This window comes from Streptococcus sp. 2741 (assembly GCF_013276315.1).
GTDB classification, from domain to species: domain Bacteria; phylum Bacillota; class Bacilli; order Lactobacillales; family Streptococcaceae; genus Streptococcus; species Streptococcus pseudopneumoniae.
Genome location: NZ_VMKU01000024.1, coordinates 19,877 through 32,312, shown reverse-complemented (window position 1 = coordinate 32,312; position 12,436 = coordinate 19,877). Strand labels below are relative to the sequence as shown.

The following is a 12,436-nucleotide window of genomic DNA, read 5'->3' as shown; positions in this document are numbered from 1 at the left end:
TTGAGGTTGCAGATAAGACTGACGAAGTCAGGAACCATACCTACGGCAAGGCGACGTTGACGTGGTTTGAAGAGATTTTCGAAGAGTATTAATACTAGGAAAAGGACAGTTAAAACCTTCTGTGTTATACTAGAGATATGTTAGATTTGAAAGAATACGGTATTGTCATGTGGCCGGAGGAGAAGATTATTTCTTTCCGTGAGAAACTTCTCAGTTGGTATGATGAAAACAAAAGAGATTTACCGTGGCGTAGAAGTAAAAATCCTTATCATATCTGGGTTTCTGAAATTATGCTCCAGCAGACCAGGGTGGATACAGTTATCCCTTACTACGAAAGATTCCTGGACTGGTTTCCAACTGTCGAAAGTCTGGCAACTGCGCCTGAGGAGAGTTTACTGAAAGCTTGGGAGGGCTTGGGCTATTATTCTCGAGTTCGCAATATGCAGGCTGCAGCCCAGCAGATTATGACTGACTTTGGTGGCCAATTTCCAAATACCTATGAAGGAATTTCCAGCTTGAAAGGGATTGGACCTTACACAGCAGGAGCCATTTCCAGTATTGCTTTTAACTTGCCTGAGCCAGCTGTAGATGGTAATGTCATGCGGGTCTTGGCGCGTCTGTTTGAAGTCAACCACGATATTGGGATTCCAAGTAATCGAAAAATTTTTCAGGCAATGATGGAGATCTTGATTAATCCGGATCGTCCGGGTGATTTTAATCAAGCCTTGATGGACTTAGGGTCTGATATTGAGTCTCCTGTAAATCCCAGACCTGAAGAAAGCCCAGTCAAGGACTTTAGTGCGGCATATCAGAATGGAACCATGGACCGTTATCCAATTAAATCTCCTAAGAAAAAGCCGGTTCCTATTTATCTTAAAGCCTTAGTTGTGAAAAATTCTCAAGGACAATTTTTACTTGAAAAAAATGAAAGCGAAAAGCTCTTGGCAGGTTTTTGGCATTTCCCCTTTATAGAAGTTGATAACTTTTCGCAAGAAGAGCAGTTTGACCTCTTTCATCAGGTTGCGGAAGAAAGTGTGAACTTTGGTCCCAGTCCAGAAGAGAGTTTCCAGCAGGACTATGACCTAGATGTTGATTGGCTTGATGTTTGTTTTGATACAGTCCAGCATGTTTTTAGTCATCGAAAATGGCATGTACAGATTGTAGCCGGTCAGGTGAGTGACTTCCATGATTTTTCAGATAGGGAAGTTCGCTGGCTTTCACCAGAAGAATTCAAGAATTACCCACTTGCCAAACCCCAACAAAAAATCTGGCAGGCTTATGCACAAGCCAACTTAGACAGTAGCCAAGACTAGCTATTGTGTCTTCTGACTATTTTTTTGGTATAATAGTAGAGAAAAAGGTGAACATATGAAAAAAATACTAATTGTAGATGATGAGAAACCAATCACGGATATTATCAAGTTTAATATGACCAAGGAAGGTTACGAAGTTGTAACTGCTTTTAACGGTCGTGAAGCGCTAGAGCAATTTGAAGCAGAGCAACCAGATATTATTATTCTGGATTTGATGCTTCCAGAAATTGATGGTTTAGAAGTTGCTAAGACCATTCGTAAGACAAGCAGTGTGCCCATTCTTATGCTTTCAGCCAAAGATAGTGAATTTGATAAGGTTATCGGTTTGGAACTTGGGGCAGATGACTATGTAACGAAACCCTTCTCCAATCGTGAGTTGCAGGCGCGTGTTAAAGCTCTTCTGCGTCGTTCTCAACCTATGCCAGTAGATGGTCAGGAAGCAGATAGTAAACCTCAACCTATCCAAATTGGGGATTTAGAAATTGTTCCAGACGCCTACGTGGCTAAAAAATATGGAGAAGAACTAGACTTAACCCACCGTGAGTTTGAGCTTTTGTATCATTTGGCATCGCATGCAGGTCAAGTCATTACGCGCGAACACTTGCTTGAGACTGTCTGGGGTTATGACTATTTTGGTGATGTCCGTACAGTTGATGTGACTGTCCGACGTCTGCGTGAGAAGATTGAAGATACGCCCAGCCGACCAGAGTATATCTTGACGCGCCGTGGTGTAGGGTATTACATGAGAAATAATGCTTGATTTACTGAAACAAACCATTTTTACCAGAGATTTTATCTTTATTCTGATTTTGTTAGGTTTCATCCTTGTTGTGACCCTCTTATTACTGGAGAATAGACGTGATAATATTCGATTGAAGCAAGTCAATCAAAAGGTTAAAGATTTGATTGCAGGAGATTATTCCAAGGTTCTTGATATGCAAGGTGGGTCTGAAATCACCAATATTACCAATAATTTGAATGACTTGTCGGAGGTTATTCGTCTCACTCAGGAAAATCTAGAACAAGAAAGTAAGCGGCTAAATAGTATTCTGTTTTATATGACAGATGGGGTTCTTGCGACCAATCGTCGGGGGCAGATTATCATGATTAACGATACAGCCAAGAAGCAACTGGGGCTGGTTCAGGAAGATGTTCTGAATAGAAGCATTTTGGAAGTACTCAAGATAGAAGAAGACTATGAATTGCGTGATTTGATTACCCAAAGTCCAGAATTGTTGCTAGATTCCCAAGATATCAATGGCGAATATTTGAACCTTCGAGTTCGCTTTGCCTTGATACGTCGAGAGTCTGGCTTTATTTCAGGTTTGGTGGCTGTTTTGCATGATACGACGGAGCAGGAGAAGGAAGAACGCGAACGGAGACTCTTTGTTTCCAATGTTAGCCATGAGTTACGGACTCCTTTAACCAGCGTGAAATCCTATCTTGAAGCCTTGGATGAGGGGGCTTTGTGTGAAACTGTAGCACCAGACTTTATCAAGGTGTCTCTGGACGAAACCAACCGTATGATGCGCATGGTGACGGATCTCCTCCATCTTTCACGGATTGATAATGCCACCAGTCACTTGGATGTGGAACTGATTAACTTTACTGCTTTTATTACCTTTATCCTCAATCGTTTTGACAAGATGAAAGGACAGGAAAAGGAGAAAAAATATGAGTTGGTGAGAGATTATCCCATCAATTCTATCTGGATGGAAATTGATACAGATAAGATGACACAGGTTGTCGACAATATTTTAAATAATGCTATTAAGTATTCGCCAGATGGGGGTAAAATCACTGTCAGAATGAAGACAACTGAAGACCAGATGATTTTATCCATTTCTGACCAGGGTTTAGGGATTCCTAAGCAGGATTTACCACGTATCTTTGACCGTTTCTATCGTGTGGATCGTGCTAGAAGTCGTGCACAAGGTGGTACAGGTCTAGGACTGTCTATCGCTAAAGAAATTATCAAACAACATAAGGGCTTTATTTGGGCCAAGAGTGAATATGGCAAGGGTTCAACCTTTACCATTGTGCTCCCTTATGATAAGGATGCAGTGAAAGAAGAAGTATGGGAGGACGAAGTAGAAGACTAGAATGAGTGAAATAGGCTTTAAATACAGTATTTTAGCGTCGGGTTCCAGTGGAAATTCCTTTTATCTGGAAACCTCAAAAAAGAAGCTTTTAGTAGATGCAGGCTTATCTGGTAAGAAAATTACCAGCCTACTTGCTGAAATTAACCGCAAACCAGAAGACTTGGATGCCATCTTGATTACCCATGAGCATTCAGACCATATCCATGGAGTAGGTGTGTTAGCTCGCAAGTATGGTATGGATCTGTATGCCAATGAAAAGACTTGGCAGGCTATGGAAAATAGCAAGTATCTTGGCAAGGTGGATTCTTCGCAAAAGCATATCTTTGAGATGGGAAAAACCAAAACCTTTGGAGATATTGACATCGAGAGTTTTGGTGTGAGTCATGATGCAGTCGCACCGCAGTTCTATCGCTTTATGAAGGATGATAAGAGTTTTGTCCTTTTGACAGATACAGGTTATGTCAGTGACCGTATGGCGGGGATTGTCGAAAATGCGGATGGCTATCTTATCGAGTCCAACCATGATGTAGAGATTTTGCGATCAGGTTCTTACGCTTGGCGACTCAAACAACGAATCCTATCGGATCTGGGTCACCTTTCTAACGAAGATGGTGCTGAAGCAATGATTCGTACCTTGGGAAACCGCACTAAGAAAATCTACCTTGGTCACTTGTCCAAGGAAAACAATATCAAGGAGCTGGCTCACATGACCATGGTCAATCAGCTAGCACAAGCTGATCTGGGAGTTGGAGTAGACTTTAAGGTTTATGATACCTCACCAGATACCGCAACACCATTGACAGAGATATAGAAAGAACGCTGAGAAGGTGTTCTTTTTATATTGACTGAACACCTAAAAAGTAATACAATGGTGTTACCATTAAAAAAGGGAGTGCAAAAGATGACTACTATTACATTAAAAGTTTCTGAAGCTGATAAAACATTTATGAAAGCAATGGCTAAGTTTGAAGGAGTTTCTCTGTCGGAACTTATCCGCACCAAAACTCTTGAAGCTCTAGAAGACGAATACGACGCTCGTGTGGCAGATTTAGCCTATCAAGAGTATTTAGACGACTTGGAAAAAGGAGTTGAGCCTATTACTTGGGAAGAAATGATGCATGATTTAGGCTTGGAGGATGAATAATTTGTATAAATTAGTTCCGACAAGACGATTCATCAAGCAATTGAAAAAATTGGATCGTTATACGCAGAAGCTAATTACAAACTATTTACAAACCAATGTTTTGGAAGACCCAAGACGACACGGAAAGGCTTTGGTTGGTAATCGTGTTGGTCAATGGCGCTATAGAATTGGTAATTATCGAGTTATCGTACAAATTGTAGATGATGAATTAGTCGTTGCTATTCTAGAAGTTGGTCATCGGAGAGATATTTATTGAATTACTTTTTTCCAAGTAAATTTTCATTCTTTAAAATATGATATAATAGGGCTTACAATATAAGAGAGGTTGCTTATGACAATAGATATTAGTGAAGAAAGTTTAGCTAAAGAATCGGCTGACTTATTAAAAATTCTTTTAAAAGATCGAACGACAAAGAAATCAATTGTTTGGGCAACGCATTCTTATAGCTTGTTAGGAAAAGGCTTTAGTCCTAGTGATGCTATTAGTCCAAGTAAGGTTACTGGAAACTATGCTAACTTGATTCAGCCCAGATCTGAAAAATCCAAATATGAGCAAAAAGATCGGACAAAAATAAGGGCAGAAGTGTTTACACCAACTTGGTTGGTCGCAAAGCAAAATGGATATGTAGAATCGGAACTAGGCTCGTTAAGTCTTGAAGAGTATGTTGACTTACGGTGGTTAGAGATAACTTGTGGTGAAGCACCCTATATGGTAACGAGATATGATACAGTGACTGGTAAGGAAATTCCATTATCTGAGCGTGTTGGGTTTGTAGATAGAAAACTACAACGGATTAGTCGTGAGGTTTCAGATGAAGTCGCCTTTTATAAACTTATAAAAGAAGCTTATCGTGCTTCGTATGGTTATGAGTACCAAGGGGACTCTCTCCTTTTGGCGCGTGAGAATCTTTTGGCAACTTTTGAGGACTATTATCTAGCTAAGACTGGAAATCAACCAACATTAGAGCAAAAGAAAGAAATTGCAACCATTATCTCCTACAATGTCTTTCAGATGGATGGATTGAAAAAAATCAGTCCTTACTCAGCTAAACAAGAGCAATCTCAACAATTAAGCTTGTTTTCAGATGAGCTAGAAGTCCAAGAAGTAGAAGAATCTAAAACCCATATCAAAGACTGGAAAAAGAATAGAATGATAGGTTTTGAGTGCCTATCTAGCGAGGAAAGTGAAATGAAATTTGATGTCGTGATAGGAAATCCGCCTTATCAGGAAACAGGAGAAGCTAGAGATGAGCCAATATATCACTATTTTATTGATGAAGCTTATAAAATCGCAGATAAATCTATACTAATCACCCCAGCAAGGTTTTTATTTAAAGCTGGTCAAACTCCTAAAAATTGGATGGAAAAGATGCTTGAAGACAAGCATTTAAAAGTTCAATTCTATGAACTTAAAAGCGGTAAAGTATTTACAGGAACGGATATTAAGGGTGGAGTAGCAATAACTTATCGTGATGTTGATAAAGATTTGGGACCAATCGGAGTATTTACTATTTTTGAAACTTTGAATGGTATTGTAAAAAAAATCGAAAAACATCCAGAATTTGAAACTTTTTCTGATTTAGTTTATCCTCAAGGTATTTATAGATTTTCAAATAAACTTTTTTCTGATTATCCAAATGCTGAAAAGCTGCAAGGAAAAGGAACAAAAAATAAAATTGTTTCGAAATCACTAACTCAGTTAGATTTTGTTTTCAAAAACAACGAAGAAAAAGACCATGTTGCTCTACTTGGAAGAATTGGCTCCGAACGTGTTTATCGATATATTAATAAAAAATATTTAGATTTACCGGAAACATTCGAAAATTATAATGTTTTTGTACCAGAAGCTAATGGAAGTGGTGCCTTAGGTGAAGTCTTATCAACACCCCTAATCGGGGAACCCCTAATCGGGCATACAGATACTTTTTTATCTATTGGTAATTTTAAAACAAAATTTGAAGCCGATGCTTGTATTAAATTTATTAAAACTAAATTCGCTAGAGTATTATTAGGTGTTTTGAAAGTTACTCAGCATAACTCACGCAAAACTTGGTATTACGTTCCACTCCAAGACTTCACGGTCAATTCGGACATTGATTGGACACAATCAGTGGCTGATATTGACCGCCAGCTTTATCAAAAATATGACCTTTCTCCTGAAGAGATTGCCTTTATTGAGACTCATGTAAGGGAGATGGATTAGAGAAGTATTTTTATTTGACAAATAGCGCTCAATGATCTATAATAGACACATAGGATTAGGTCAGGAAGCATACGATGCCCTGACCCTTTTTATTTTATAGGAGATAAGTTTGAAGGAACATAAAACATTTAATCAACAGTTAACAATCTTAAGAAATAGGGGTGTTGTAGTACCAACGAATGGGAAGCCAAAGAGATTTTTAGAGCAAGAAAACTATTACAATGTTATAAACGGTTATAAAGATTTATTTTTAGTAAAGGACAGCAATAATCGCCCTGTTGAACCTGAAATTTATCAAAAAGGAACTCACTTTAACGAACTAAAGGCTTTGTTTTTATTTGATAGAGAACTAAGGATATTATTATTGAAATATTTATTGATATTCGAAAATTCAATAAAGACCACAGTTGCATATGAGTTCTCTAAAAAACACCCTCGTAAGAATGCTTATTTAGATATTGCAAATTTTGTAGACAATGATCCTAAAAAAGTTCTTCAACAAATCTCTATCTTAACCAAGACGATTCATGATAAGGTAGATAGAACTGGCGCTATTAAACATTACATTGAGGAACATGGGGAAGTACCACTTTGGGTTTTAGTTAATTTTCTTACAATGGGAAACATTGCTAATTTTTACAATATTTTAACGGATAGTACAAAGAATATCATTGCAAAATTTTATACAGATAAATATAGAATACAAAATAAAGACAATACATTTAGACTATCTAGTGCAGATTTAAGTGCATGTTTGAAAGTGGCTAACCTAGTTAGAAATATCTGTGCACATGATGAACGACTGTATAATGTTAATTTAAGAAATGTCAGAATATCTCAAATAGCAAATCATTTTGGGATAAGGAGATATGATAATAAACGTTTTATAGTGGTTATTCTATTTTTAAAAATTGTACTTGATAAGAAAGATTTTCAAAGATTATATAAAGCTTTAATGAATCTATTCAATCAGTATGCTGATGAATTTAAAACTGTAGTGTTTGATGACATTTTAAACACGATGGGAATCGATTTAACAGAGTTAGAAAAATTATCTTAGTTTTTTAAAAAAAGGAATACTTATGCCAGTAGAAATAAAAACCGCTAAAGAAATTCATCCTAAAATCTATGCCTACACTACACCTACGGTAACCAGCAATGAAGGCTGGATTAAGATTGGTTACACAGAACGTGATGTCACACAACGTATCAAGGAGCAAACGCATACAGCTCATATAGATACAGACATATTATGGACTGGTGATGCAGCTTATACAGAAGAGCCTGATAAGGGGAAAACTTTCAAGGATCATGATTTCCACCATTTCTTGTCTTTCCATGATGTAGAACGTCGTCCTAAGACGGAATGGTTCTATTTTAATGGAACTCCTGAAAAATCTAAAAATCTATTCGATAAATTTGTTCAGCATGATTTGTCTGGTTATCAACCTGGAAAAGGACAGGACTATACTCTGCGACAAGAGCAAGAAGAATCAGTTGCTAAGACATTAGCTTATTTCCAAGAACATGCTGGAGGCAAGTTTCTCTGGAATGCCAAGCCACGCTTTGGTAAAACCTTGTCTACCTATGACCTAGCTCGACGGATGGAAGCTGTCAATGTCCTAATTGTAACAAACCGCCCTGCCATTGCTAACTCATGGTATGATGATTTTGAAACATTCATAGCAGGTCAGACGACTTACAAGTTTGTTTCTGAATCAGATAGCCTTAAGAGTCGTCCAACTTTGTCACGTAAAGAATTTGTTGGTATTTTAGATGACGATGTAAGACAACTTGCTTTTATCAGTCTCCAAGACTTGAAAGGTTCTGTTTATTTAGGTGGAGAGCACGATAAACTCAAATGGGTGACTGATCTGCATTGGGATTTGTTGGTTATTGACGAGGCTCATGAAGGAGTTGATACCTTCAAGACTGACCAAGCCTTTAATAAGATCCGTCGAAACTTTACCTTACACCTTTCTGGAACTCCATTTAAAGCATTGGCAAAGGGAGAGTTTACCGAGGAGCAAATCTATAACTGGTCTTATGCTGATGAGCAGGCAGCCAAAACTATTTGGTCGCCTGAGAAAGAAGAGGAAAATCCATATGAAACCTTACCTCAGTTAAATCTCTTTACCTATCAAATGTCTCAGATGATTGGTGAAGAGCTAGAGAAAGGCGCTCAACTTGATGGTGAAAATATTGACTATGCTTTTGACTTGAGTGAATTTTTCGCTACAGATGATAAAGGTAAATTTATCCATGAGCAAGATGTCAAAAATTGGTTAGATACTCTGTCAAGCAATGAAAAGTATCCATTTTCAACCAAAGAACTTCGGAACGAACTCAAGCATACTTTTTGGCTGTTGGAGCGTGTAGCCTCAGCTAAGGCTTTAAAAGCACTACTAGAAGAACACCCCATCTATGAAAACTATGAGATCGTTCTAGCTGCTGGTGACGGACGTATGTCCGAAGAAGACGATAAAGTCAAACTCAAATCCTTGGACTTGGTTAGAAAAGCGATAGCAGAGAATGACAAAACCATTACCCTCTCCGTTGGTCAGTTGACGACAGGGGTCACTATCCCTGAATGGACAGGTGTATTGATGTTATCAAATTTGAAATCACCTGCTCTTTATATGCAGGCTGCATTTCGTGCTCAGAACCCATATTCATGGACCGATAGCAAAGGAAATCATTTCCGCAAAGAAAAAGCCTATGTATTTGACTTTGCGCCGGAAAGAACCTTGATTCTCTTTGATGAGTTTGCCAACAACTTATCGCTTGCGACTGCAGGAGGCGGCGGGACTTCGACAACTCGTGAAGAAAATATTAGAGAATTATTAAACTTCTTTCCAGTTATTGCCGAAGACCGTGCTGGTAAGATGGTTGAAATTGATGCCAAGGCAGTTCTAACCATCCCTCGTCAGATAAAAGCTAGAGAAGTCCTTAAACGAGGTTTTATGTCCAATCTCTTATTTGATAATATTAGTGGTATTTTCCAAGCAAGTCAAACAGTTTTAGATATTTTAAATGAGCTGCCAGTTGAAAAGGAAGGGAAGGTACAAGATAGTTCTGATTTATTAGACTTTTCAGATGTTACAGTCGATGATGAGGGAAATGCAGTAGTTGACCATGAAATCGTAGTTAATCAACAAATGCGACTTTTTGGAGAAAAAGTCTATGGACTCGGTCAGTCTGTTGTTGAACTGGTCACTAAGGACGAGGATAAAACTCAAAAGCAACTAGTCAATGACTTGAGCAAGACAGTTTCTTCAGTGATTGTAGAGGAATTGAAAGTTGGATATGATGACCTTAAAACTCGAGAAGCAGACCACATCAAGAAACAAATTACAGCAATATTTGAGAATGAAATTCGAAAAAATGATATCGAAAGAAAAATTTCTGAAGCTCATATCAAGCAAGAATTGCAGCAACAAATCAAGGAAGCGGTTGATAAGGAGCAAAAGGATAAGATTCAAGAAGATTTTGATAAACGTTTAGAAGAAAATAATCTCATTCACAAAGAAAAACTAGAGCAAACACTCAAAAAAGAAGTGGAAAAAATGCCTGAGAAGTTTATCGAACAGGTTGAGATAAAACGTGTTGAACAGTTAAAACAATCAGCTCAAGATGAGATTCGTGACCATCTTCGAGGATTTGCACGAACAATTCCAAGTTTCATCATGGCCTATGGCAATCAATCTCTAACACTTGATAATTTTGATACCTTTGTTCCTGAGCATGTTTTCTTTGAAGTGACTGCTATTACGATTGACCAATTTCGTTATTTGAGAGATGGTGGACAAGATTTTGCAGGACATCTCTTTGATCGAGCAACATTTGACGAAGCTATCCAAGAATTTCTTCGTAAGAAAGAGGAGTTGGCGGATTATTTTAAAGATCAAAAAGAAGACATTTTTGACTATATTCCACCGCAGAAGACCAACCAAATTTTCACTCCTAAACGAGTGGTGAAAAGGATGGTGGATGATTTGGAAAAGGAAAATCCAGGGATTTTTGATGATCCATCTAAGACTTTTATTGATTTGTACATGAAGTCAGGCCTCTATATTGCAGAATTGGTTAAGCGACTATATAATAGCGTAGGTATGCAAGAAGCCTTTCAAAATCCTGAAGAGCGATTAAAACATATCCTAGAAAATCAAGTTTATGGATTTGCCCCTTCAGAAATTATCTATAACATTTCCACTAATTTTATCTTTGGAAATCTTTCTAAAGATATCAGTAGGAAGAATTTTGTTTTAGAAGATACTATTCCAGCAGCTAAAGAAGGAAGAATTCAGGAGTTGGTTGATTCCTATTTTGAAAATAATTAAAAAGAAGGCTGAGTCAAAATTCTTTGAAATCAGAAAAAACGCATAAGATAAGGTATTGACAATCCTTGGTATTATGCGTTTTATTGTGGGAAGATGTATAATGGATTGAAATAAGATATGAACAAATCAATTAGGAATTTAAAGCATTTTATAACAACGTTTTAGAGTAACGGGGTACTATTTCATATGATACAGGAAAAAAACAACTCCCTGATGATTCAAGGAGTTGTCTATAGTTAAATTAATTTTTAGAAGCTTCTTAGAATTCTGGATTTTTCCATGCTTCGTCAATAATAGCTTGCAATTCTTTAGCAGATGCTTGCATTTTTTGAGTTTCTGCATCGTTCAATGGAATGTTTACTGGACGAACGATACCGTGTGCTCCAACGATAGCTGGTTGACCGATAAAGACGTTCTCAATTCCGTATTGACCTTCTTGGAATACGGAAAGTGGAAGTACTGCGTTTTCATCGTCAAGGATTGCTTTAGTGATACGAGCGAGGGCTACAGCGATACCGTAGTATGTAGCACCTTTCTTGTTAATGATTGAGTATGCAGCGTCGCGAACAGAAATGAAGAGTTCTACAAGGTCAGCTTCATTCAAGTCACGGTTAGCTTGCAACCATTGTTCCAATTTTACACCGGCAACGTTAGCATGTGACCAAACGGCAAACTCAGAGTCACCGTGTTCACCCATGATATAGGCGTGAACTGAACGAGCGTCAACACCGATTTTTTCAGCAAGGGCTTGACGGAAACGAGCTGAGTCAAGTGAAGTACCTGAACCGATGACGCGTTCTTTAGGGAAACCAGAGAATTTCCAAGTTGAGTAAGTCAAAACGTCAACTGGGTTAGCAGCAACAAGGAAGATACCTTTGAAACCTGATTCAACAACTTGAGTTACGATTGATTTGTTGATAGCAAGGTTTTTACCTACAAGGTCAAGACGAGTTTCACCTGGTTTTTGAGGCGCACCTGCAGTGATCACAACAAGGTCAGCGTCTGCACAGTCAGAGTATTGAGCTGCATAGATTTTTTTAGGTGAAGTGAAGGCAAGGGCGTGACTAAGGTCAAGCGCATCACCAACAGCTTTTTCATGCAATTGTGGAATTTCGATAATTCCAAGCTCTTGTGCAATTCCTTGGTTAACAAGTGCAAAAGCGTAAGATGAACCTACAGCACCATCACCGACAAGGATAACTTTTTTGTGTTGTTTAGTTGAAGTCATTGTTCTAAACATCTCCTTAATTTTATTAGGGGATTTTCCCTAGACAACTTCATTCTATCACTTTTAAAAAACTTTGTCACGAATATGCCGTATAGTTCTCTATGTA

10 protein-coding genes are annotated in these 12,436 nt (G+C 38.0%); 9 read left to right on the top strand and 1 reads right to left on the bottom strand.

Annotated elements, in window-relative coordinates:
* Window positions 1–137: 137 nt before the first annotated feature.
* The 9 genes from mutY to HT671_RS03485 all read left to right on the top strand — a co-directional run bounded on the left by mutY (window position 138) and on the right by HT671_RS03485 (window position 11,102).
* Complete coding sequence (gene mutY / locus HT671_RS03525) at window positions 138–1,313, top strand: A/G-specific adenine glycosylase (protein ID WP_023938566.1); 1,176 nt, start codon at window positions 138–140, stop codon at window positions 1,311–1,313.
* 55 nt (window positions 1,314–1,368) lie between these two features.
* On the top strand, window positions 1,369–2,073 hold the full coding sequence (gene yycF, locus HT671_RS03520) for a response regulator YycF (RefSeq protein ID WP_138703438.1): 705 nt from the start codon (window positions 1,369–1,371) through the stop codon (window positions 2,071–2,073).
* On the top strand, window positions 2,066–3,415 hold the full coding sequence (vicK, locus tag HT671_RS03515) for a cell wall metabolism sensor histidine kinase VicK (protein ID WP_000886221.1): 1,350 nt from the start codon (window positions 2,066–2,068) through the stop codon (window positions 3,413–3,415). The genes yycF and vicK overlap by 8 nt, the downstream gene beginning before the upstream one ends.
* Window position 3,416: 1 nt before the next feature.
* Window positions 3,417–4,226, top strand: coding sequence for an MBL fold metallo-hydrolase (locus HT671_RS03510; RefSeq protein WP_138703439.1), 810 nt, complete (start codon window positions 3,417–3,419; stop codon window positions 4,224–4,226).
* 90 nt (window positions 4,227–4,316) lie between these two features.
* Complete coding sequence (locus HT671_RS03505; RefSeq protein ID WP_007284772.1) at window positions 4,317–4,559, top strand: DUF6290 family protein; 243 nt, start codon at window positions 4,317–4,319, stop codon at window positions 4,557–4,559.
* A 1-nt stretch (window position 4,560) separates the two neighbouring features.
* Window positions 4,561–4,815, top strand: coding sequence for a type II toxin-antitoxin system RelE/ParE family toxin (locus tag HT671_RS03500; RefSeq protein ID WP_050207950.1), 255 nt, complete (start codon window positions 4,561–4,563; stop codon window positions 4,813–4,815).
* A 75-nt stretch (window positions 4,816–4,890) separates the two neighbouring features.
* Window positions 4,891–6,762 (top strand): Eco57I restriction-modification methylase domain-containing protein, encoded by a 1,872-nt coding sequence (locus HT671_RS03495; RefSeq protein ID WP_172923043.1) that lies wholly within the window; start codon window positions 4,891–4,893, stop codon window positions 6,760–6,762.
* 109 nt (window positions 6,763–6,871) lie between these two features.
* Window positions 6,872–7,822: an Abi family protein gene (locus HT671_RS03490; RefSeq protein ID WP_000658132.1), complete on the top strand. Its 951-nt coding sequence runs from the start codon at window positions 6,872–6,874 to the stop codon at window positions 7,820–7,822.
* A 22-nt stretch (window positions 7,823–7,844) separates the two neighbouring features.
* Entirely contained in the window at window positions 7,845–11,102 is a 3,258-nt protein-coding gene (locus HT671_RS03485) for a DEAD/DEAH box helicase family protein (protein WP_172923042.1), read from the top strand.
* A gap of 259 nt (window positions 11,103–11,361) precedes the next feature.
* Here the strand turns inward: HT671_RS03485 and HT671_RS03480 are convergent, their stop codons facing one another.
* Window positions 11,362–12,330: an L-lactate dehydrogenase gene (locus HT671_RS03480; RefSeq protein ID WP_000204723.1), complete on the bottom strand. Its 969-nt coding sequence runs from the start codon at window positions 12,328–12,330 to the stop codon at window positions 11,362–11,364.
* Window positions 12,331–12,436 lie beyond the last annotated feature (106 nt).

Bases quoted from the DNA above. Each gene is read 5' to 3' on its own strand.
- HT671_RS03485 (WP_172923042.1), top strand. From the start codon at position 7,845: ATGCCAGTAGAAATAAAAACCGCTAAAGAAATTCATCCTAAAATCTAT.
- vicK (WP_000886221.1), top strand. From the start codon at position 2,066: ATGCTTGATTTACTGAAACAAACCATTTTTACCAGAGATTTTATCTTT.
- HT671_RS03505 (WP_007284772.1), top strand. From the start codon at position 4,317: ATGACTACTATTACATTAAAAGTTTCTGAAGCTGATAAAACATTTATG.
- HT671_RS03480 (WP_000204723.1), bottom strand. From the start codon at position 12,330: ATGACTTCAACTAAACAACACAAAAAAGTTATCCTTGTCGGTGATGGT.
- yycF (WP_138703438.1), top strand. From the start codon at position 1,369: ATGAAAAAAATACTAATTGTAGATGATGAGAAACCAATCACGGATATT.
- HT671_RS03510 (WP_138703439.1), top strand. From the start codon at position 3,417: ATGAGTGAAATAGGCTTTAAATACAGTATTTTAGCGTCGGGTTCCAGT.
- mutY (WP_023938566.1), top strand. From the start codon at position 138: ATGTTAGATTTGAAAGAATACGGTATTGTCATGTGGCCGGAGGAGAAG.
- HT671_RS03495 (WP_172923043.1), top strand. From the start codon at position 4,891: ATGACAATAGATATTAGTGAAGAAAGTTTAGCTAAAGAATCGGCTGAC.